Below are 22,271 nucleotides of genomic sequence, written 5' to 3' on the forward strand. Positions count from 1 at the left end.
AGCTCCGCCGCGAAGAAAGCCGATGCCTGCTTCAGGATGGTGTTCGCCCGCCGCAGTTCGCGGACCTCGCGCTCGAGCTCGGTGATCCGCTCCGCATCGCTGCTCGTTGTGCCCGGGCGCAGTCCCTCATCGATCTCGGCCCGCTTCACCCAGGTCCGCAACGCTTCCGGGTTCACTCCGAGCTGTTCACCGACACGCCCGAACGCTCCGGTCCTTGTTGCCGGGTTCTTTCGCGCCTCGATCACCATCCGAGTCGCACGCTCGCGCAACTCGATCGGGTACTTCCGCTGTGCTGCCATGAAAAACATCCTCCGGGTAATCGATGTCTCCATCAAACCCGGTACGGTTCATCTTGCGGAGCACGCTCCGCCGGACCTGCGCGTGGGGCTCGCCGGGAGGTCAAGAGTGAAGCTCGAGGCCGTCCGGTCCAGGCTGCCCGTCGCCGCACACGACTGGGCCCTCATCGAGGCCGACTCGGATCACCCTGGCTCGCTCGCTGCGCTGGCCGCGGGCACCAGGGTTCTCTTCACCACGGTGGGTCCCTATGCGAAGTACGGACTGCCCGTCGTCGAGGCGTGTGCCCGAGCCGGCACCCACTACGGGGATCTGACGGGCGAGGTGTCCTTCGTCCGTGAAGCCATCGACCGTTGCGACACCCTGGCAAGGACTACCGGCGCACGGATCGTTCATGGGTGCGGCTACGACTCAGTGCCGTCGGACCTCGCAGTGCTCCTCCTGCACCGCGCCGCGGAGGCTGACGGCGCGCGCGGACTGACCGAGGTGCAGCTCGTGGCCAAGGCGAAGGGCGGCTTCAGCGGCGGCACCATCGAGTCGATGCGGGGGCAGCTCGACGGCGTGCGGTCGGACCCTGTGCTGCGTTTCCTCGCGGGCGATCCCTATTCCCTCAGTCCGGACCGGGCGGCGGAGCCGTCGACCCGGCAACCGGCGGACCTGGGGTGGGTCGGCCGCGGGGAGGGCGGCCTATGGACCGCGCCCTTCATCATGGCGTCGGTGAACACGCGGATCGTGCGTCGCAGCAATGCCCTGCAGGGTTGGGCCTACGGCCGGTCCCTGCGGTACGGCGAGGTGATGGGTACCGGGCGCGGTCCCGCCGGCGCCGTCATCGCCGGAGCGACGGCGCTCGGCCTACGGGTGTTCGGAGCCGCACTGGCCCTACCTCCCACGAGGAAACTACTGGACCGTGTCCTTCCGCCGCCCGGTGCCGGCCCGAGCGAGGCCGTGCGGCGCTCAGGCTGGTTCCGGTCCCAGGTAACTGCTTCCACAGAGAGCGGCCGGCGGTACCGGGCCATCGCAGCCGGGCCCGGCGACCCGGGATACGCCGCCACCGCCGTGATGGCAGGGGAGACAGCACTCTCACTTGCCCTCGACGGCGACCGCCTGCCGCCCGCGGCAGGATCTCTGACCCCGGCGACCGCTTTCGGCGACGTCCTGGTTGAGAGGCTGCGCGCGGCAGGCCATACCTACGAGGTCAATTCCCTCAACTGACGGACGCCGCATCGGACCTGATGCGTCTAAAAACCTGAAGGCGGGCGGGTGTCTGTAAGTGGAACTTCGAGCGCGGCGGCAACGCGTTTGTAGCCCGACACTTACCGGTGGCACGCATAAGGCTCTAACATCGATCGCTAACATGTTGAAATGGGGATCGGGACCGAGCGGGTATCTGGAACGCTGACTTCGTGGAACGACGACCGCGGTTTCGGGTTCATCTCCCGAACGGGTACGTCCCAAAAGACGTTCGTGCATATTTCAGGGTTCCCGCCTCGGGCACGCCGACCTCAGCTTGGCGAGGCTTTCACATTTGAGGTTGAGCTCTCCCGAGACGGAAAACAGCGCGCAACGCGCGTGCGGCCGGTTGTCAATGCGCCAGCGCCAACGTCGCCGATCAGGCAGACGCCTGAAGCAGGAATCCGGCGCAGACCGGGCACCCTGGATTATCTCGCAATCCTCGGCTTTATCATCGCCTACTTGCTTGTCAACGCCATGTGGCCCATCCCGCTGTGGGTCCCAGCGCTGTATCTGTTGGCAAGCGGCTTCTGCTTTCTCCTGTACGCGGTCGACAAGGCCGCCGCAGTCTCCGGGGGGTGGCGGACGTCAGAGGGCGCGCTGCTCCTGGTAGGCGCCGTCGGTGGGTGGCCGGGTGGCATTGTCGCGCAGCAGACGCTTCGCCACAAGACGCGCAAGGCGAGCTTTCGCTCTGCTTTTTGGAACAGTGTCGTCGTGAATCTGCTCGCCTTCGCCCTGTTCACGACGCCCCTATTCACGGTGTTTGCTCGATGGAGCAGCGCAGTACTTGGGTAAATCGTCTGCCGAGTACCATCGACGACGTTGCACTGAGGCGCTGACGCCAGGGTGGACCGTCGACAGTTGTTGACGGTCCCCCATGATCGACCTAGGTCAGCCTGACCTGCCGGTTCACGTCCTTGTACAGCAGGTAACGGAAGTTGGACGGACCTCCCGCGTAGCAGGCCTGCGGGCAGAACGCGCGCAGGGACATGTAGTCGCCCTCCTGGACCTCCACCCAGTCCTGGTTCAGCCGGTACACGGCCTTTCCCTCCAGCACGTAGAGCCCGTGCTCCATGACGTGGGTTTCCGCGAACGGGATGACGGCGCCCGGTTCGAAGGTGACCACGTTGATGTGCATGTCGTAGGCCATGTCATCGGTGGGCAGCATGCGGGTGGTGCGCCACTTGTTGTCGGTGCCGGGCATCGCGCCGGGCTCGATGTCCTTCTCGTTGCCCACGCGGGCCTTCGGCGTGTGGCCGGCGAGCGGCTGGTAGGCCTTGCGGATCCACTGGAACTTCGCGGGCTCCGCCGCGGAGTTGGAAACCTCCCAGTCGGCGCCCGGCGGGATGAAGGCGAAGCCGCCCGGCGTGAGGTCGTGCAGCTCACCCTCAAGCTTCACGGTGAGCGCTCCCTCGAGGAGGAACACGAAGGACTCGACGCCGGCTTCCGGCTCCGGGTTGGTCGACCCGCCGCCCTGCGAGACCTCCACGAGGTACTGCGCGAATGTCGTTGCGCCCCCGGCCACCGGCCGGTTGAGGATCCAGGTGCGGGTATTGGTCCATTCGGGGAGTTCGCTGACCACAATGTCGCGGAGAACCCCACGGGGAATAACCGTGTAGGCCTCGGTGACGACGGCGCGTCCCGTCAGCAGGTCCGTCTGCGGCGGCAGGACGGTTTCTGGTGCGTAGTAGTTGCTCAATGTTCAGTCCTTAGATGTTTTCAGCTGTTTCAGGAAGTTTCCGCGGGTGCGCGAGCGCTTCCAGGTCAGGAAGAGAGATGCCGGCCAGCTCGTTCACTTCGGCCTCGGTCACGGCTCCGCACAGCACTCCGCGGTGGACGAAACGCGCCAGCGCACGGGCCGTTGCAGGCTCGTCGAGGATGGAGCTTTCGAGTTGGTGCACGTAGTTCCGGAGGCGCGTGGCCGCGGCCGGGAGCCCCTCGCGGTAGAACGCGTACGTGGCGATGAACCGGCTGGGCAGCTGCGCGGGGTGCAGGTCCCACCCCTGGTAGTAGCCGCGCTCCAGCGAGCGCCGCACCAGGCGTGCGTGCAGCGCCCACGCAGCGGATACCTCCGCTTCGGTGCCGACCGGGAGGATGTTCGTCGACCCGTCGGACAACCGGACACCGGTACCGGCGACCGCCACCTGCATGACTTGCTTGGCGTAGTCGGCTGCCGGGTGTTCCATCGACTGGTAGGCGGCGGCGATCTGCAGCGAGTCGCTGTAGTCATAGGTGCCGTAGTGCAGCGCGGACACGCGGCCCTCCGCCCGGTGCAGCAGCTGCGCCACGGGCACCGTGCCGTCAGCGGCGAGGATCAGCTGCGGTGTTTCGATCTGCACCTCGAACCGCAGCCGCCCGGACGGCAATCCGTGGACGGCTTCGAGCCGCTGGCACGCGAAGACCATGGCCTCCACCTGCGCCACCGTGGACACCTTGGGCAGCGTGAGCACCAGCCCGTCGGGCAGCGGACCCTCCGCGAGCAGGCCACCCACAAAGAGGTCGAGCGTCCGCAGCGCACGACGGCGGGTGGGCTCCTCGAAGCACTTGAACCGGATGCCGATGAACGGCGGCGCAATGCCGTCGCGTACCGCCCGGGCCACCGCAATGGCGGCGCGGGCGGCCTCGGCGTCCTCCTCGTCGTCGGGCCGGTTGCCGTACCCGTCCTCGAAGTCGAGTCGCAGGTCCTCGATCGGCTCAGTGGTGAGCTTCGCGCTCACCAGGGTGCCGACGTCGTCGTTCACGCCGAGCGCGGCGCACAGTGCGCCCATCCCGCCGGCGCGTTCGACGGCGGCGGCCGCCTCCCTCCCCCAGTCACCGGGGAGCGAGGGCTGGTACCTGTCGGCCGGCACGTAGACGGTGTGCACCGGCTGGCGCGAGCCGCTGTCGCCGGGGTAGCCGGTGCGGAGCAGCCGGTCCGTGTCCGTCAGCTTCGAATCGATCGCGGCGTAGTCGTCGAAACCGAGCGCAAACTCCACTCAGCTCACCAGCTCATAGGCGGGCAGGGTCAGGAAGTCGGTGTAGTCCTCGGACACACAGATGTCCGCGATGAGGCGGCTGGCCGGCTCGTAGAACTTCGAGAACGCCTCGTCGCCGACTTCGCCGCGCAGTTTCTCGGTCTCCTCGGCGAGGATGCTGTTCACGAGTTCCGGTGTCACGGTGTTGCCGGTATCGGCGAGGACCACCTTGTTCCGGATCTGCTGCCAGACCTGGGACCGGGAGATCTCCGCCGTCGCGGCGTCCTCCATCAGGTTGTGGATGGCGACGGCACCGTTGCCCGAGAGCCACACGGCAACGTAGGCGACGGCGACATACAGGTTGGCGCGCAGGCCCACCTCGGTGACGTCCCCGTCGGCGGATTCGACGTCGAGCAGCTGCGCTGCGGTGACCTCGACCTCCGGGCGCTGGCGATCGATCTGGTTGGGCCTGTCCCCGAGGACCCCGTCGAACACCTCGCGGCACACCGGCACCAGGTCCGGGTGGGCTACCCAGGAACCGTCAAACCCGTCATTGGCCTCGCGGGTCTTGTCCGCGCGCACCTTGTCTATCGCCTGCGCCGTGATTTCCGGCTCGCGGCGGTTGGGGATGAAAGCGGCCATGCCGCCCATGGCGAAGGCTCCGCGGCGGTGGCACGTCTTGACCAGAAGTTCGGTGTAGGCGCGCATGAAGGGTGCCGTCATGGCCACGGATGCCCGGTCCGGCAGGATGAAGGACTCCCCGCCGTCGCGGAAGTACTTGATGATGCTGAAGAGGTAATCCCAGCGGCCGGCGTTGAGCCCGGACGCGTGGTCGCGCAGTTCGTAGAGGATCTCGTCCATCTCAAAGGCGGCCGGGATCGTCTCGATGAGGACGGTGGCGCGGACGGAGCCCTGCAGGACGCCGACGTAGTCCTGGGCGAACACGAAGATGTCATTCCAGAGCCGTGCCTCCAGATGGCTTTCCAGCTTCGGCAGGTAGTAGTACGGGCCGCTGCCGGTCTCCAGCAGGTGCTTGGCGTTGTGGAAGAAGTGCAGCCCGAAGTCCACCAGCGCGCCGATGGCAGGTTCGCCGTCGACCGTGATGTTCTTCTCCGGCAGGTGCCAGCCGCGCGGGCGTGCGACGACCACCGAGAGCGGCGCATCCGTCCGCAGCGCATACTCCTTGCCTTCAGGCGAGGTGTAGCTGAGGTTTCCGCGGGCCGCGCCGTAAAGGTTGAGCTGGGAGTCGATGACGTTATGCCAGGTGGGCGTGCTCGCGTCCTCCAGGTCGGCCAGCCATACCTTGGCGCCCGAGTTAAGTGCGTTGATGGCCATCTTTGCCGGCGATGCCGGACCGGTCATTTCCACCCGGCGGTCCTGGAGCTGCGGAGGCGCTTCGGCGACGGTCCAGTTCCCGCTGCGGATCTCGGCAGTCTCCGGGAGGAAATCGAGCCGTCCCGTCTGCGCCACGTCCTCGCGCCTCGCCGCCCGAGCGGCCAGCCGCTCCTCCCGCCGATCGCGGAACTCCTGGTGCAGTTTTTCCAGAAACTGGAGCGCTTCCGGGGTGAGGATGGTCTCCGCGCCGTCAACCGGCGTCGTACCCGTGATTTCAATGGTCATGTCCTGCTCCTACTCTGCTGATTCTGCGGCTGATCGCTGGGCTGAGCCGGCGGCGGCGGCCACGGCTGCAGCGACGTCGCCGGCCACATGCGGGTCGAAGACGCTGGGGATGATGAAGCTTGCGTTGAGTTCATCATCGTCCACCCTGGCGGCGATTGCATTGGCTGCCGCGACGAGCATCTCGGGCGTGATGTCGGAGGCGCCGGCGTCGAGCAGTCCGCGGAAGAAGCCCGGGAAGGCGAGGACGTTGTTGATCTGGTTGGGGAAATCGCTGCGGCCGGTGGCGACGACGGCAGCGTGACGGGCTGCGATGATCGGGTCGATCTCGGGGTCCGGATTCGCCATCGCGAAGACGATTGCCTGATCGGCCATGGATGCCACCTGCTCCTCGCCGAGGATGTTCGGGCCGCTGACGCCGATGAAGACGTCCGCGCCGGCGAGCGCCTCATGGAGGGTGCCCGCGAAGGCGTCCTGGTTGGTGTTCTCGGCGATCCAGCGGCGGTGCTCGTCCGTGTGGGTCTGCCCGCTGTGGATGGCGCCCTTGCGGTCGCAGGCCACAATGTTCTTTGCGCCCTGCGCCTGGAGCAGCTGGATGATGGCCGACCCGGCGGCGCCGACACCCGAAACGACGATCCGCACGTTCTCGATCTGCTTGCCCACCACACGGAGGGCATTGTTGAGGGCAGCCAGGGTGACAATCGCGGTGCCGTGCTGGTCATCGTGGAACACCGGAATGTCGAGTTCCTCGCGCAGCCGGTTTTCGATCTCGAAGCAGCGCGGTGCCGCGATGTCCTCCAGGTTCACGCCGCCGTAGACGGGAGCGAGCGCCTTGACGATGCTGATGATTTCCTCGGTGTCCTGGGTGTCGAGGCAGACCGGCCACGCATCAACGTTGGCGAACTGCTTGAACAGGGCAGCCTTGCCCTCCATGACGGGCAGCGCGGCCGCGGGGCCGATGTTGCCCAGGCCCAGCACGGCCGAGCCGTCGGTGACCACAGCGATGGTGTTGCGTTTGACGGTGAGGCGTCGGGCGTCGTCGGGGTTCTCCGCAATGGCAAGGCAGACGCGTGCGACGCCGGGGGTGTAGGCGCGGGAGAGATCGTCACGGTTGCGCAGCGGCACCTTAGGGACAACCTCCAGCTTCCCGCCGAGGTGCATCAGGAAGGTGCGGTCGCTGAGCTTCTTGACCTGAACGCCGTCGAGCGCGTTGAGCGCCTCCCGCACGCGCTCACCGTGAGCGGCGTCCGTGGTGTTGCAGCTGACGTCCACCACGATGCTGTCGTGGTGCGATTCGGTGACGTCCAGGGCAGTGATGGATGCGCCGGTTGAGCCGACTGCCGCGGCCAGCTCCGCCGTAGCGGTAAAGCTCGACGGCGCCTGGACGCGCAGGGTGATTGAGTAACCGGGGCTGGGACTCGCCATTGAAGATCCTCCTGGGTATGGCCGTTCCCGGCCTTCTGCTGTTTCCGTAATATGGATATTATTATCTGTAGGGCGGAATTACAAGCCCGCTCCTATGCTGTTGCGGATCAAAAACTGCCCGGAGGTGCAAGGCAGCCGCTTCGAATCGGCGGCCCTGCACCTCCGGGCAGTTTCTACACCTCGACACCAGGTTCCGCTCGCGCGCAATTAGGGTATCTTTGGAGAAGTTATTCCGCTCTGCGGATAGTCCTAGCGAGGAGTACCGATGGCCGAGAAGGCTGCAGGCGGCGGCGTCCAGTCAGTCGAGCGCGTCTTTGAACTGCTCGAACTGATCACCGACGCCGGAGGCGAGGTCACACTCAGTGAACTGTCCGCTTCCACAGACCTCCCCCTGCCCACGATCCACCGGCTCCTGCGCACCCTGGTCATGAAGGGCTACGCCCGCCAGCTGCCGAACCGGCGCTACGCCCTCGGCCCCCGGCTGATCCGCCTCGGCGAGGGCGCCAACAAGCAGCTCGGCGCGCTGGCCCGCCCCCAGTTGAAGATGCTCGTTGACCGGTTGGGCGAAACGTCGAACATGGCGGTCCTGGATTCGGACATGGTGGTCTACATCGCCCAGGTCCCTTCATCGCATTCGATGCGGATGTTCACGGAGGTGGGACGCCGGGCACACACCCATGACACCGGCGTCGGAAAGGCCATTCTGGCCCAGCTGGACAACGAGACAGTGCGCAATATCGTGACCAGGGCCGGCATGCCCACACCCACGGAGAAGAGCATCGGATCGGTAGAGCAGCTTCTTGAGGAGCTCGAGAACATCCGCGAGCGCGGCTACTCCATTGATGAGCAGGAACAGGAACTCGGGGTCCGCTGCTTCGCCATGGCCGTCCCCGACGCGCCAACGCCTACCGCCATCTCGGTCTCCGGCCCCATTTCCCGGGTGGACGAGAGCTTCGCCGACAAGGCGGTCCCGCTGCTGCGCTCCGCCGCGCAGGCCATCTCGGATGACCTGAACCTGGCGAGCTGACTCCATCCAGGGCGGCGTATCATGTGCGTCCATGACGGTTGAGGTGCATCCCGCTACGGCGGACAGGTTCGACGACGTCGCCTCCCTCCTTGCCCCGAAGACGCCCGGCGCAAGCGCCTGCTGGTGCCTGTCCCCACGGCTGGCATCCGCCGAGCTCCACGCCCTGGGATCCGCTGGGAGACCGGCACGGATGCGGGAGCTGTGCGGCGAGGATCCGCCTCCCGGCCTGCTCGCATACCTGGACGGTGCGCCCGTTGGATGGTGCGCCGTCGGCCCGCGCGCAGGGATGGGACGGCTCACCCGTTCACGGACCATCCAGCAGGTCGACAACCTCCCCGTCTGGAGCGTCATCTGCTTCGTGGTGAAGGCTGGGTACCGGCGTCGCGGCATTGCCGCCAGGCTGCTCGAGGAAGCGGTCGGCTTCGCGGCCGGCTATGGAGCGCCGGCCATCGAGGGGTACCCCATTGATGCCGAGGGCACCCGGGTGAACACCACGCTCGCCTTTGTCGGAACCACCTCGCTGTTCGAGAAAGCAGGCTTCGAACGCGTCGCGGAGACCAGGGCAACCAGCGCGGGGCGCATCCGGTGGATCATGCGCAGGGACCTGCGCGAAGCACCTATTGCGGCGGACTGAACAGAGGTTTAGCATACTGAACATGCGTTCAGTATCGACGAACGCGGCCGACACCGACCGCTCCGACCTCACCGCCCGGGCCAGGGTGCGCGACGCGGCAGTCGGGCTGTTCGGGCGGTCCGGCTTCGACGTCAGCGTGCGCAGCATCGCCGAGGCGGCAGGCGTGAGTCCGGGGCTCATCCTGCATCACTTCGGGTCAAAGCAGGGCCTTCGCGAGACCTGCGACGAGTACGTGCTGCACCGGATCCGCGAGTACAAGGAACAGGCCGTACAGCCCGGATCCGCCAACGAACTGCTCCTGACCATGGCCTCCGTCGAGGAATCCGCCCCGCTGGTGGGCTACGCGCTCCGGAGCCTGCAGGCGGGCGGGGATCTCGCGCGGTCCTTCATCGACCACTTCGCCGCCGACGCCGAGGAATGGATCGCTGAAGGGGTCAGGGCCGGAACCATCCGCCCCTCACTCGATGAGAAGGCCCGCGCCAGGTACCTCACCGTCCAGGGTTTCGGTGCGCTCCTGCTCGATCTGACGCTCAACCCGCCCGAGGATCCCTCGGACTTCGCCGGGGCCATGCGGGGCTACCTCTCCCGGATGGGCCTGCCCAGCACGGAGCTTTTTACCCAGGGGCTGCTCACCGACCGGAGCATGCTCGACGCCTACCTCCTGTACGTCTCCGACCCGCCCCAGCCCTGATCTTCCCGCGCTTCCACAACACCGCCCAACCCCGTAGTTTCAGCACTCTTCCCAGAAGGTGTTTCCCATGGCACCAATCCTTGAGGCGCGTCAGCTCGAGAAGTCCTTCGGCTCCGTACGCGCCCTCGACCACCTTGATCTCACCCTCGATTCCGGTGAAGTGCACGGCTTCCTCGGACCGAACGGGTCCGGCAAATCCACCACCATCCGCATCCTCCTGGGCCTGCTGCGTGCCGATGCCGGCACCGCCAGGCTCTTTGGTGCAGATCCGTGGAACGCCGTCAGCCTCCATAGCCGGCTCGCCTACGTTCCGGGAGATGTAAACCTCTGGCCCAAGATCACCGGGGGCGAGGCCATCGACCTGATCGCCGGACTGCGCGGCGGCGCCGACCCCGCCCGGCGAAGCGAACTCCTCGAACGCTTCGACCTCGATCCCACCAAGAAGACGCGCTCCTACTCCAAGGGAAACAGGCAGAAGGTGGCCCTGGTGGCAGCGCTGGCCAGCGACGTCGAACTCCTCATCCTCGACGAGCCGACCTCCGGGCTCGACCCCCTCATGGAGCGGGAGTTCCAGGAGTGCATCCGCGAGGTGAGGTCCGCAGGGCGCACGGTCCTGCTCTCAAGCCACATCCTCGCGGAGGTGGAAGCACTCTGCGACCGCGTCACCATCATCCGCCAGGGACGCACCGTCCAGAGCGGCACGCTGGCAGAGCTGCGGCATCTCCGGCGCACCGCCGTCGTCGTTGTCTGTGATGGTGACGCGGCCGGGGTCGCGGCTCTGCCGGGCGTGCATGACGTCCGCCGCGATGGGGAGAAGGTCCACTTCACCGCCGACGACGACGCCCTGCCGCCTGCCCTGGCGCACCTCCTTCCCCTCGGTGTACGGAGCCTCATCAGCACCCCACCGTCACTCGAGGAACTCTTCCTCCACCAGTACGGCGAGGACGATCCGAGCCGGGCCGCCCTCAGCGGCGGGCGGTGAGCGCCATGAACGCTACGCTCGTCGCCGACCGGCGGGATCACCCGGCGCGGGAGGAGAAGGCCGGCAGTCTGACCGGCGCCCTGAGCCTGTTCAGGTTCGCGCTGCGCCGGGACCGGGTGCGGATTCCTGCGTGGGCCCTCGGAGTCGGCGGCATGGCAGGTTACTTCGCCGCGGTGATTCCCCTCGCCTACCCGGACCAGGCCGCCCTGCAGACCCGCGCCAACATCATGAAGGACCCTTCCGGAGCGCTGCTGACCGGGCCCGGCTACGGCCTCGAGAACTACACCTTCGGTGCGATGGTGACCAACGAGATCCTCGGCATGCTCGCCGTCGCCGCGGCGCTCATGTCGATCTTCCTGATCACCCGCCACACCCGCGCCGAGGAGGAAAGCGGGCGGGCGGAGCTGATCCGGGCGGGTGTCGTGGGACGGCGGGCACCGTTGGCGGCCGCGATCCTGACCCTCCTCACCGCCAACGCGGCCATCGGCGCCACCCTGGCCGCCGGCCTGCTGGGAAGCGGCCTGGCCTTTCCGGACACCCTGGCGGTATCGGCCGGGATGGCGCTCGTCGGCCTGGTGTTCGGCGGCGTTGCAGCGGTCACGGCCCAGCTCAGCGAACACTCCCGGACGGCTTCCGGCATGGCGGGTGCAGCGCTGGCGCTGGCGTTCCTGCTTCGCGGAATCGGCGACAGCCAATCCGTGGGCGGAAGTGCGCTCTCCTGGTTCTCGCCGATTGCGTGGGCGCAGCAGACCCGCGCCTTCACCGACCTGCGATGGTGGCCGCTACTGCTCTGCCTGTCGCTCTTCGCGGTACTGCTGACGGTTGCCGTAGTGCTCACGGCCCACCGCGACTTCGGTGCCGGCCTGCTGCCGGCCCGCAGCGGCCGGGGCAGTGCCCGGGCATCCCTGGTGCACCCGGTGGGACTGATCCTGCGGATGGAACGGGGCAGCATCGCCGGATGGTCGGTCGGGCTCGTTGCCTTTGCGGTACTGACCGGTTCCATGGGTGAGGGGATCGTCGAAAGCTTCGAAGCACAGCCGCAGCTGGCCGCCGTCTTCGGCCAGGGCGCGGGCGGTGATGTGCTGCGTGCGACGCTCGCTTCCTTCACCGCCTACTTCGCCATGGCGGTGGCGGTCTACGCGGTGATCTCAGTCAACCGGCTGAGGGCCGAGGAGGCTGACGGCCGCACCGGCGCCATCCTGGCAGCGTCGGTTAGCCGGCCCCGCTGGCTGCTCAGCTCACTGCTGGTCACCACCCTCGGCTCAACGGTGATGCTGCTGCTCATCGGGATCGGCCTCGGCACCGGCGCGGGAATGTCAGTCGGCGACCCCGCACTCGCGGCCGATTTCGCCCTGGCGGGCCTGGTCTACCTTCCCCTGGTGCTGGGTTTCGCGGGTCTCGCTGCACTCTCCTACGGCATTCTCCGGGGCGGCACCTGGTGGGTGTGGCTGATCCTGGTGAGTGCGATCATCGTGGGACTGTACGGACCCCTGCTGAACCTGCCGGACGCCGTTGCCGACGCGGAGCCGTTCGGGCTGATGCCGCGGGTGCCCGCCGAGTCGCTGGATCCTGTCCCCGTCACCGCTGCGGCACTGGCCGCCCTCCTGCTGATCGGAGCGGGAGCAGCCGCCTTCCGCCGTCGTGATCTGGAGGCCGGCTGAGCGTTGATGGTCCATGTCGGAGGGTGCCAGTAGAGTGCCAACCATGGATGACAAAGAGGTTCTGCACCACTATCTGCGCCTTCGCCGCGCTGACCTGCTCGCCAAGGTGGACGGCCTCGGCGACTATGACGCCCGGCGCCCGTTGACGCCTACCGGAACCAACCTGCTGGGCCTGGTGAAGCACGTCGCGAGTGTGCAGCTGGGGTACTTCGGTGAGGTTTTCGGCCGGCCCAGCGGGCGTGATCTCCCGTGGTTCGATGACGACGCCGCCCCTGAAGCTGATCTCTGGCTCACGGCGGAGGAGACCCGCGAACAGATCATCGAGCTCCATCACTTCTCCGCCGCGCACACGGACGCCACGATCGAGGCCCTCCCCCTTGATGCTGTCGGCGAAGTGCCATGGTGGTCCCCCGAACGCCGTCGGGTCACCCTGCAGCAGATCCTTGTGCACGTGTGCGTGGAGACGGCCCAGCACCTTGGCCACGCGGACATCCTCCGTGAACAGCTCGACGGCGCCACCGGCCGCGGGCCTGATGATCCCAATATGCCGCAGCGCACGCCCGAGGAATGGGCCGAGCATTGGGAGCGGATCGAGACGGCTGCCCGCCACGCAGAGCAGGGCGCAACCTAGGGTCTTCACTGCGTGGCGTCGGCCGCCCGGGCGGCGCGAGGACGTAACTCACGCTAGGATGGTGAGAAAACGTTTTCTAAGCTCCACCGAGGGCTGAGTAGCACAGTGAAGCGGAGATCATGGCAGGCCAGGCACCCCTCAAGCGGCTCCCGGTCATCAGCGTGGCCGCCTACGGTGCGGGAGACATCGCGAACAGCATGACCTTCGCGACCGTGGGCATGTTCCTGCTGGTCTACTACACCGATGTAGCGGGAATCCCCGCCGCCGCCGCGGGCACCCTCCTGCTCCTGGGCGGCCTCTTCAACGCGGCCGCCGATGTGTTCGCCGGAAGAATCGCAGACCGCAACTCGAGCCGCCGCTTCGGCAAGTTCCGCCCGTTCCTGCTTTTCGGTGCAGCCCCGCTGGCCCTGTGCGTGGCAGTGTTCCACATCCATGCACTCCACCCCGCCGGGACGCTCGCGTGGGCCTATGTCTCCTACTTCGCCTATTGCCTGGCGTACAGCATGGTCAACGTTCCGTACGGTGCCCTTGCCGGCACCCTCAGCCGGAATCCGCGGGACCGGGCACGCCTCGCGAGCGCCCGGACCATGGGCGGACTCGCCACGTCGGCCTTCCTGGGAATCTTCATCGCGCCGCAGTTCCAGAACGATGCCGATATCCGGAGCATCCTGACCGCGCTGACCATAGGTTTCGCCGTCGTCGGAACGCTCCTGTACCTGTTCACTGCACTGGCGACGCGGGAGCAGCTTCCTGCCTCCGCACCCAGGCTGACCCTGCGGCAGGCACGGGACACCCTGGTCCGGAACGTACCGCTTCAGGTCCTGTGCATCAGTTCCCTCTTCTTCATGACGGCCAACGTGGTGACCAACACCGCGAAGCTCTTTTACCTGCGGGATGTGCTGGGCAGGCTGGACCTCTTCGCGCTGGTCGCCGGCGCCCAGGTGGTCATTACGCTTGCCCTGGCGGTAATCACGCCGCGGCTGGTCCAGCGGCTGGGAAAGCGGTGCGTCTACATCTCGGGCGGGCTTATGGGCGCCGCCGGCGGCATCATCGTCTTCAGTGCCCCGGAGGACGCAGTATGGCTGGCTGTTGCCGGGATGTTCCTCGCCCTGGCCGGCGCTGCCGCCGTGAGCATCCTGATGTGGGCGCTCGTCGCGGACACCGTCGAGTACGGGGAATGGAAAACGGGCCACCGCACCGACGGGACCAACTACTCACTGCTGGCGTCCACCCGGAAGGTCGGCATGGCCTTCGGCGGCGGCCTGGCCGCGTTTGCGCTGGCCTGGGGCGGCTACGAGTCAGGGGCAACGGCACAGAGCCCGACGGCGGCACTCGGCATCCGTGTTGCCGCCGGTCTTGCTCCGGCGGTCATCCTGCTGGTGGCCGTCGGGATCATGCGGTGGTATCCGCTCACCGATGACGCGCACGCCAGGCTTGTCCTGACCATCCAGGAGCGCAGCGGCGTGCGTTAGGTCCTGGACCCCGGTTCAGTCGACGAACAGGCAGAAGGGGTGGCCTGCCGGGTCGAGGTACACCCGGACGCCCTCCTGCGGCTGGAACGCCGCAAGCTCTGCACCATGTTCCACCGCATGCGCACCGGCCGCCGCCAGATCATCCACATGGATGTCCAGGTGCATCATCATGGGCGGGTCGCCCTCGCCCGCCGGCCACACCGGACGCACATACCGCGGCTCGGTCTGGAAAGAGAGGGAGGCACCGCCGTCGGGCGCCCTGAGCATCACCCAGTCGTCGTCCTCAAATTTTGCCTCCCACCCGAGCAGGCGCCGGTAGAACCCGGCGAGTACACGGGCGTCGGGTGAATCCAGCACCGTTGCTGACAGCTGAAGTTTCATGGGACCAGTCTCGTCCTGAACCGTGCCGCTGAGAAGACGCCGTGATTCTGGAAACGGCGGCGTTTCGCCCTGCCTGCCACCGGGAATGGAGACAGGCAGGGCCCTGCCTCAGGCGTGAGTGCCCGGGGACTCGTCGCAGATCCGCCGGATGTCCTCGACGCAGGTGACTTCACCCTTGTCCAGCTTCTCCTTGACCACGGTGTACTGCGCTGCGGTGACGACCGGGATCTCCGTACCGTCAGCTGCAACAAGCCTGCCGCCCTGGAAGCTGTCGCCGTCCTGGAGCGCGGCAAGCTCGTCTTCGCGCACCATGCGCGGCGGGCTCGCGACGAACACGGAGGCGCGGTCCGGGTTGCCCGCCTTCAGGTGGTTGAAGAGCAGGTTGAGCAGCACAGCCATGATCGCAGCGGAGCTGATACCCGAGTGGAAGATGATGCCGAACCAGGTGGGGAACTCATCGTAGAAGGAGCGTGAGACCACGGGGATCATGCCGAACGCCAGGGACACCGCGACGATGACAAGGTTCATGTTCCCCTCGTACTTCACTTTCGCCAGGGTGCGGATACCGCTCGCTGCGACCGTTCCGAACAGGACGATGCCTGCTCCGCCCAGCACCGGCGTCGGTACCGCGGCAACGAGGCGCCCAAGGACCGGCAGAAGGCCGAGGATGACCATGATCAGACCGCCGGCGCTCACAACATAGCGACTGCGGATGCCGGTGATCGCCACCAGTCCAACGTTCTGGGCGAATGCCGTCTGCGCAAAGGAGTTGAAGACCGGGGCCAGCGCGCTGGAGAGCATGTCGGCGCGCAGACCGTCGGCAATGCGTCGGGAATCGACCTTGGTCCTGGCGATTTCACCGACTGCGAGGATATCCGCCGTCGTCTCCGTCATGCAGACCAGGATGACGATGGTCATCGAAATGATGGCTGCAATGTCGAACACCGGCCAGCCGAAGGCAAAAGGCTGGGGGAAGGCGAAGATGGCGCCGTTACCGACGTTGGAGAAGTCTGCCAGGCCCAGGAGCGCGGCAATGACCGTTCCGGCAACAATGGCAAGGAGGATCGACAGGCGGGAAATGGCCGCGTTGCCGAGCTTGCTCAGGAGAAGCACCAGGGCCAGGGTCCCGGCGGCCAGCGCAATGTTGGTCAGGCTGCCGTAGTTGTCGGCGTTCCGGTTGCCGCCCATCGCCCAGTTGGCGGCAACGGGCATCAGTGTCAGCCCGATGGTGGTGATGATGACGCCGGTCACGACCGGCGGAAAGAACCTGATGATTTTCGCGAAGAACGGGGCGAGGACCAGGCCGATCACGGCGGCTACCAGGACCGCCCCGAATACTGTCTCGAGTCCACCGCCTCCGCTGAGGATTGCGGTCATGGTGGCCACGCCCGCAAAGGAGACGCCCTGCACCAGGGGCAGCTGGGAGCCGAAGAACTTGATGCCGTAGCTCTGCAGGATCGTGGCGGCGCCGCCCACGAAGAGGCAGGACGCAATCAGGACGGCGATGTCGTCCTGGGATACGCCGGCGGCCGTGCCGACGATGAGTGGGACGGCGATGATTCCGCCGTACATGGTCAGGACGTGCTGAAACCCGTAGGCGAAGGTTCGTCCGAGGGGCAGCCGTTCGTCCTCGGGGCGTTGCGGTTTTGCCTGTAGTTTCATAGAGCTGACTGCTTTCATGAGTATGACTTCCTTGTCTCACATGAGTGGTTGGTTGAGCGGCCGGGCACGGGCAAGTGCCCGGCCGCTCATGGTCGGGGCGGCACGTGTAGCGCCGTCCCAACGGATGTTCAGCAGAAGCCGGGGATATTGGCCCAGATTGCTGCTTCGCTCTTCGCTCCGTCAGCGCGTTCGCGCTCAACGGTGGCCTCGATCAGGCCGTACGGCCGGTCCGCCGCGAAGAACACCTCACCGGGGTTGTCGAGCCCGAACGGCTCGAGGTCCACGAGGAAGTGGTGCTTGTTCGGGAGCGAGAGCTTGATTTCCTCGATCTCGGGGTGCGCTTCGAGCGCCTGCTTGCCCATCTGGAACATGGTCTGCTGCAGGGCGAGGGAGTGGGTCTGCGCGAAAGCGTCGAGCAAGATCCCGCGCACGCTGGTGTAGATGGCGTTGAAGTCCAGGTCCGAGGCGTCAGCCCTGTACCGCCAGCGGGCGGTCACGTCGGTGGCAAGGATGCGGTCGGTGGTTTCCTGCAGGGTGGTGTACCGGTCGCGGGGGAATCCGTGGAATTCGGAGCCGGTCGACTTCAGGACCGTCAGGTCCTCGATCCCGGCCACAATGTGGCGCACACCGTTCTCGATGAGCAGTACAGCCGTGCGGGTCTCCGATTTGTTGCGGGAAAACGCGTGGTCGTGGTCGTTGATGCGCTCCCAGAAGTACTGCTCCGCCTCCCAGCGCCCGCCGGAGACCCAGTCGAAGCTCTCGGTGAAGTGCTTGCCGAGGCGCAGCAGGAACTGTTCCGGCGAGCCGATGCCGTCGCGGGCGAATGCGTAGACGGTGTTCTTCTGCGTGTCGGTGGCGACAACCCTGGAGTTGTCCCCTTCGGTGTGCGCGGACTCGAAGTCGCCGTGCAGTTGTGAGGTGACGTTCAGGTCCTCGATCTGGTGCCGGGCGGTGTCGCGGGTGATCTTCACGAGCCGGCATTCGGCCTTACCGTACTGGTTGCGGCCCAGGACAATCCGGCCGTTGGTGTCCGCAGAGTGTTCCGTTGCGGTGTTCGTTTCGATGGTTGGTGTCGTCATTGTCAGCTTCCTCGGTAGGTGGAATAGGCGAAGGGACTAATCAAAAGAGGCACATGGTAGTGCTGTGCCGGGTCGGTGAGTTCGAAGATCAGGGAGACGGACGGAAAGAACGTCTCCGTGTTGGCCGCGGCAAAGTAGCTGCCGGTCTCAAAGTCGATGCGGTAGGTTCCCGCCTCGAGTGCTTCCGGACCCAGGGAGGTGATGCGGCCGTCGTCGTCCGTGGTTCCTTCCGCGACTTCCTGCCAGCCGTCCGGCGTCTGCCGGTCCAGGCGGGCGGAAACGCCGACGGCGGGGCGTCCCGTTCCGGTGTCGAGCACGTGGGTGGTGATGTGGCTGCGGCTCATGCTGCAAGGACCCCCTTGAGTCGAAGGATGGCGATTTCACGGAGTTGCTGGGCGACGATGTCCAGTTCCTGCCCGGGCGGATTGCGCAGCCGGTCGTGGAGCGCGGCGAGAATGTCCTCGGCGCTGCGGCCGGCGGCCCGGATGAGGAAGACCCGCCCGAACTTCTGCTCGTAGGCACGGTTGCCTTCGAGCAAAGCGGTCTGGGTTTCGACGGCGGTGCTCACTCCCGACTGCTCGTTGCGGGACAGAGCGGCCTCGGCGGTGCTTCCCTGGGCCCGTTCACCGATGCGCGGGTGGTGGGCCAGGGTGCCGTCGATCTCGGCTTCAGTCCATGGGTGGGCCGCGTTCTCGGCGAAGGCGATCAGCTCGGCTTCCGAGGAGAACGGCCGGGCAGCCACTATGGCGTCAACCCAGCGCGGGATATCGACACACGGCGTGAGTTTGGCCGCGGCTTCCGCGGGGGTACAGGAATTGAGGGCGTCAAGGGTCATGGGTGTCAGCTTTCTATAGAGCGCTATCGCCGGCGCTGAACACCCTTACCCTCGAACGAATTCGATTTGACTCGATGTTTCCGGCGATAGTCTAGGAACCAGAAGGTTTCTATATTGTGGAATCTTTCTTCCGGTTTGATTGTAGTCCAGCTCACACCGTTTCTGTCAAGGCCTTCCTGGAATTCCCCACTCATGATGGAAGATAGCCCTATGGATCCGACCGCTGCGTTGAATGAAATCGCCTTCTGGCTGGAACGCGAACTCGCTCCGAGCTTCAAGGTGCAGGCCTTCCGCAAAGCAGCCGCAACCATTGCTGAGCTCGAAACGGAGGAGCTCAGGGTACGCGCCCGGGACGGGCGGCTCAAACGCATGAAGGGGATCGGGGCACGCTCTTTCGAGGTGATCACGCAGGCCCTGAACGGGGACACCCCGTCCTACCTCGCTGACCTGCGCGAGCGCTCGAAGGAAGCACTCGCCGACGGCGGGTCCGAGCTGCGGTCGCTCCTCCGGGGAGACCTGCACAGTCACAGTGACTGGTCCGACGGTGGCAGCCCCATCCCGCTGATGGTCGACGCGGCGCGCGCCCTCAACCACGAGTACCTGGCGCTCACGGACCACTCCCCCAACCTGAAGATTGCCAATGGCCTGAGCGTGGAACGGCTCACCGACCAGCTGCGGATCGTGGACCAGATCAACGACGACGACGGCGGCAGCTTCCGCCTCCTCAAGGGGATCGAGGTGGACATCATGGAGGACGGCACGCTCGACCAAACGCCGGAGATGCTCGGTCAGCTGGACATCGTCGTCGCCAGCGTCCACTCCAAGCTGCGCGCGGACCGGCGGACCATGACAGCGCGCATGCTGGGCGGCATCCGGGATCCGCACACCAACGTCCTGGGCCACTGCACCGGGCGGCTGGTGCAGGGGTCGCGCGGTCAGCGGCCGCAGTCCGAATTCGACGCCGAAAAGGTCTTCGCTGCCTGCGCCGAGAACAACGTGGCGGTGGAGATCAACTCACGTCCGGAGCGGCAGGACCCGCCGGATGACCTCATCCAGCTGGCGCTCGACGCCGGCTGCCTGTTCAGCATCGACAGCGACGCTCATGCGCCGGGGCAGCTGGACTTCCTGCAGTACGGGGCGCAGCGGGCAGAGGCCAACGGCGTGCCGGCGGAGCGCATCATCACCACCTGGCCGCTGGAGAAGCTCCTCGAGTGGGCAGGCTCCTCCTAACTCCCCACTACCGCCGCCTCCCGACCCCCTTGAGTTGGCAGGACACACCCCTTTTCACGCACCCTTAGCGGCGTGTCCTGCCAACTCAACGTCAGGGGAGGGTGAGCAGTGAGTACTTTTCGATGGCCTGGCGGGGTGCGTCGGGGTCGACTTCGCCGCGTTTGGCGAGGAGTTCGAGGGTGCGTACGACGACGGAGTGTGAGTCGATCTTGAAGTACCGTCGGGCGGCGGCGCGGGTGTCGGAGAAGCCGAAGCCGTCGGCGCCGAGGGTGGCGAAGTCCTGGGGGAGGAATTGCCGGATCTGGTCGGGGACGGCTTTCATGTAGTCGGTGACTGCGACAATGGGTCCGGGTGCGTTGCCGAGCTGTTGGGTGACGAAGGGGACACGGGCTTCAGCGCCGGGGTTGAGGAAGGCTTCCTCCTCGGCGGCGAGGGCGTCGCGCCGCAGCTCGGTCCACGAGGTCACGGACCACACGTCAGCCGACACACCCCAGTGATCGGCGAGCAGCTCCTGCGCCTCGAGCGCCCATGGGACCGCCACACCGGAGGCGAGGATCTGCGCCCTGGGCGCATCGCCGTCGTCGTTCCCAGGCTTCAGGCGGTAAATTCCCCGCACCACGGCGTCCTCATCCAGCCCTTCGGGAAGCGGCGGTTGAATAATCGGCTCGTTGTAGACGGTCAGGTAGTACATGACGTTGGGGTCATCCGAATCGCCACCATACATGCGCTCCAGGCCCGCGCGCATGATGATGCCGAGCTCGTACCCGTACGCCGGGTCATAGGTGATGACGGCGGGGTTGGTGGAGGCGAGGATGGGTGAGTGGCCGTCTGCGTGCTGGAGGCCTTCGCCGGTGAGGGTGGTGCGGCCGGCGGTGGCGCCGATGATGAAGCCGCGGGTCATCTGGTCTCCGGCGGCCCAGAAGGAGTCGCCGGTGCGCTGGAATCCGAACATGGAGTAGAAGACGTAGATCGGGATCAGCGGCTCGCCCTGGGTTGCGTACGCGGTGCCCGCGGCGGTGAACGCCGCCACCGAGCCGGCTTCATTGATGCCTGCATGGAGAATCTGGCCCTGGATCGATTCCTTGTACGCGAGGACCAGGTCACGGTCCACCGAGAGGTAGTTCTGACCCGCCGGATTATAGATCTTCGCCGTCGGGAAGAAGGCGTCCATGCCGAACGTCCGTGACTCATCCGGAACGATAGGAACTATGCGGGACCCCAGGCCCTTGTCCCGCATGAGGTCCTTGAGCAGACGCACGAACGCCATGGTGGTGGCGGCCTGCTGCTTGCCCGATCCGCGGTTGGCCACCTCATAGGTCTTGTCCCCGGGCAGCTCCACTTGGGCGTGCTTTGTCCGCCGCTCCGGCAGAAAACCACCCAGCGCACGACGCCGGTCAATCAGATACCGGATTTCCTCCGCTTCAGCTCCGGGATGGTAGTAGGGAGGCGCGTACGGATCCGCCTCAAGCACCTCATCCGAAATGGGAATTTTGAGATAGTCCCGGAATTCCTTCAGCGCCTCAAGTGTCAGTTTTTTCATTTGGTGGGTGGCGTTGCGGCCTTCGAAGTGCGGGCCGAGGCCGTAGCCCTTGACGGTTTTGGCCAGGATCACGGTGGGCTTGCCCTTGAATTCCGTGGCGGCCTTGTACGCCGCGTACACCTTCCGGTAATCATGCCCGCCACGCTTCAGGCCCCAGACCTGCGCGTCGGTCATGTCCGCCACGAGATCCTTCGTGGCCGGAGTCTTCCCGAAGAAATGATCCCGCACGAACCCGCCGGACTCCGCCTTGTAGGTCTGGTAGTCCCCGTCCGCGGTCTCGTTCATGATCTTCACCAGATCCCCGGTGGAATCCTTCGCCAGCAGATCATCCCACTCCCGGCCCCAGACCACCTTGATCACGTTCCAACCCGCACCCCGGAAAAACGCCTCGAGTTCCTGCATGATCTTCCCGTTACCGCGCACCGGACCATCCAGGCGCTGCAGGTTGCAGTTGATCACGAAATTCAGGTTATCCAACCCGTCATTGGCGGCCAGCTGCAACAACCCCCGCGACTCCGGCTCATCCATCTCCCCATCCCCGAGGAACGCCCACACCTGCTGCTCACACGTATCCCGAATCCCACGGTTATGCAGATACCGGTTGGACTGCGCCTGATAGATCGCGTTCATCGGCCCGATCCCCATCGACACCGTCGGGAACTCCCAGAACTCCGGCATCAACCGCGGATGCGGATACGAGGACAACGCATGCCCGGCCTTGGACTTCTCCTGCCGGAACCCGTCCAGATCCTCCTCCGACAACCGGCCCTCCAGGAACGCCCGCGCATACATCCCCGGCGACGCGTGACCCTGGAAAAACACCTGATCCCCACCACTGGGGTGATCCTTACCCTTGAAGAAATGATTGAACCCCACCTCATACAGGGTCGCCGCCCCCGCATACGTGGAAATATGACCGCCCACAC

The 22,271-nt window shown here is 66.1% G+C and carries 21 protein-coding genes; 10 read left to right on the plus strand and 11 right to left on the minus strand.

Going from position 1 to position 22,271, the window contains the following annotated elements:
- A partial coding sequence (locus tag BLS52_RS17010; protein ID WP_139186312.1) for a transposase occupies positions 1-332 on the minus strand: 332 nt, incomplete at its 3' end.
- Here BLS52_RS17010 and BLS52_RS17015 point away from each other — a divergent pair.
- Together BLS52_RS17015 and BLS52_RS17020 are read left to right on the plus strand one after the other, a co-directional pair.
- Positions 298-1,506, plus strand: coding sequence for a saccharopine dehydrogenase family protein (locus BLS52_RS17015; protein ID WP_090588325.1), 1,209 nt, complete (start codon positions 298-300; stop codon positions 1,504-1,506). The two genes, BLS52_RS17010 and BLS52_RS17015, sit on opposite strands and share 35 nt — an antisense overlap.
- A 150-nt stretch (positions 1,507-1,656) precedes the next feature.
- The gene (locus tag BLS52_RS17020; protein ID WP_090588327.1) at positions 1,657-2,319 is read left to right on the plus strand and encodes a DUF1294 domain-containing protein; all 663 of its coding nucleotides are present in this window, start codon (positions 1,657-1,659) and stop codon (positions 2,317-2,319) included.
- 91 nt (positions 2,320-2,410) lie between these two features.
- Here BLS52_RS17020 and BLS52_RS17025 read toward each other — a convergent pair whose 3' ends face one another.
- The 4 genes from BLS52_RS17025 to BLS52_RS17040 are packed head-to-tail and all read right to left on the minus strand — an operon-like array spanning position 2,411 to position 7,520.
- Positions 2,411-3,223, minus strand: a complete 813-nt coding sequence (locus tag BLS52_RS17025) for a bifunctional allantoicase/(S)-ureidoglycine aminohydrolase (protein ID WP_090588329.1) — start codon at positions 3,221-3,223, stop codon at positions 2,411-2,413.
- A gap of 10 nt (positions 3,224-3,233) precedes the next feature.
- On the minus strand, positions 3,234-4,499 hold the full coding sequence (locus BLS52_RS17030) for a DUF6986 family protein (protein ID WP_090588330.1): 1,266 nt from the start codon (positions 4,497-4,499) through the stop codon (positions 3,234-3,236).
- Positions 4,500-6,098, minus strand: a complete 1,599-nt coding sequence (gene aceB / locus BLS52_RS17035) for a malate synthase A (protein WP_090588332.1) — start codon at positions 6,096-6,098, stop codon at positions 4,500-4,502.
- Between the two features lie 9 nt (positions 6,099-6,107).
- On the minus strand, positions 6,108-7,520 hold the full coding sequence (locus BLS52_RS17040) for an NAD-dependent malic enzyme (RefSeq protein WP_026543976.1): 1,413 nt from the start codon (positions 7,518-7,520) through the stop codon (positions 6,108-6,110).
- Positions 7,521-7,785: 265 nt separating this feature from the next.
- On the opposite strand from BLS52_RS17040, the gene BLS52_RS17045 reads away from it, so the two are divergent.
- From BLS52_RS17045 to BLS52_RS17075, 7 genes are all read left to right on the plus strand, one after another.
- Positions 7,786-8,547, plus strand: coding sequence for an IclR family transcriptional regulator (locus BLS52_RS17045; RefSeq protein ID WP_026543975.1), 762 nt, complete (start codon positions 7,786-7,788; stop codon positions 8,545-8,547).
- 31 nt (positions 8,548-8,578) lie between these two features.
- Complete coding sequence (locus tag BLS52_RS17050) at positions 8,579-9,181, plus strand: GNAT family N-acetyltransferase (RefSeq protein WP_026543974.1); 603 nt, start codon at positions 8,579-8,581, stop codon at positions 9,179-9,181.
- A 22-nt stretch (positions 9,182-9,203) separates the two neighbouring features.
- Positions 9,204-9,872, plus strand: a complete 669-nt coding sequence (locus BLS52_RS17055) for a TetR/AcrR family transcriptional regulator (RefSeq protein ID WP_026543973.1) — start codon at positions 9,204-9,206, stop codon at positions 9,870-9,872.
- A gap of 67 nt (positions 9,873-9,939) precedes the next feature.
- Entirely contained in the window at positions 9,940-10,854 is a 915-nt protein-coding gene (locus tag BLS52_RS17060; protein ID WP_090588333.1) for an ABC transporter ATP-binding protein, read from the plus strand.
- A gap of 5 nt (positions 10,855-10,859) precedes the next feature.
- Complete coding sequence (locus tag BLS52_RS17065; RefSeq protein WP_139186313.1) at positions 10,860-12,515, plus strand: ABC transporter permease; 1,656 nt, start codon at positions 10,860-10,862, stop codon at positions 12,513-12,515.
- A 43-nt stretch (positions 12,516-12,558) separates the two neighbouring features.
- On the plus strand, positions 12,559-13,146 hold the full coding sequence (locus BLS52_RS17070; protein ID WP_090588336.1) for a DinB family protein: 588 nt from the start codon (positions 12,559-12,561) through the stop codon (positions 13,144-13,146).
- Between the two features lie 119 nt (positions 13,147-13,265).
- Positions 13,266-14,618 carry a glycoside-pentoside-hexuronide (GPH):cation symporter gene (locus BLS52_RS17075; protein ID WP_090588338.1) on the plus strand — a complete coding sequence of 451 codons (1,353 nt, stop codon included), beginning with the start codon at positions 13,266-13,268 and terminating at the stop codon, positions 14,616-14,618.
- A gap of 15 nt (positions 14,619-14,633) precedes the next feature.
- On the opposite strand, the gene BLS52_RS17080 is transcribed toward BLS52_RS17075, so the two are convergent.
- From BLS52_RS17080 to uraD, 5 genes are all read right to left on the minus strand, one after another.
- A complete protein-coding gene (locus BLS52_RS17080; protein WP_090588340.1) occupies positions 14,634-14,999 on the minus strand; it encodes a VOC family protein in 366 nt (121 codons plus the stop codon).
- Positions 15,000-15,107: 108 nt separating this feature from the next.
- Entirely contained in the window at positions 15,108-16,679 is a 1,572-nt protein-coding gene (locus tag BLS52_RS17085) for a nucleobase:cation symporter-2 family protein (RefSeq protein WP_090588341.1), read from the minus strand.
- A 110-nt stretch (positions 16,680-16,789) separates the two neighbouring features.
- Positions 16,790-17,740, minus strand: coding sequence for a factor-independent urate hydroxylase (gene pucL, locus BLS52_RS17090; RefSeq protein WP_090588342.1), 951 nt, complete (start codon positions 17,738-17,740; stop codon positions 16,790-16,792).
- A 2-nt stretch (positions 17,741-17,742) separates the two neighbouring features.
- Entirely contained in the window at positions 17,743-18,084 is a 342-nt protein-coding gene (uraH, locus tag BLS52_RS17095; protein ID WP_090588344.1) for a hydroxyisourate hydrolase, read from the minus strand.
- Complete coding sequence (gene uraD, locus BLS52_RS17100; protein ID WP_090588345.1) at positions 18,081-18,575, minus strand: 2-oxo-4-hydroxy-4-carboxy-5-ureidoimidazoline decarboxylase; 495 nt, start codon at positions 18,573-18,575, stop codon at positions 18,081-18,083. Before uraD ends, uraH begins: the two co-directional genes overlap by 4 nt.
- A 210-nt stretch (positions 18,576-18,785) precedes the next feature.
- Here uraD and BLS52_RS17105 point away from each other — a divergent pair, with 210 nt between their 5' ends.
- Positions 18,786-19,805, plus strand: coding sequence for a PHP domain-containing protein (locus tag BLS52_RS17105; protein WP_090588346.1), 1,020 nt, complete (start codon positions 18,786-18,788; stop codon positions 19,803-19,805).
- Between the two features lie 91 nt (positions 19,806-19,896).
- Here the strand turns inward: BLS52_RS17105 and aceE are convergent.
- Positions 19,897-22,271: pyruvate dehydrogenase (acetyl-transferring), homodimeric type (aceE, locus tag BLS52_RS17110; protein WP_090588347.1), on the minus strand; the 2,375-nt coding region annotated here is incomplete at its 5' end.

It is taken from the genome of Arthrobacter subterraneus, from assembly GCF_900099735.1.
Classification (GTDB): Bacteria; Actinomycetota; Actinomycetes; order Actinomycetales; family Micrococcaceae; genus Arthrobacter_D; species Arthrobacter_D subterraneus.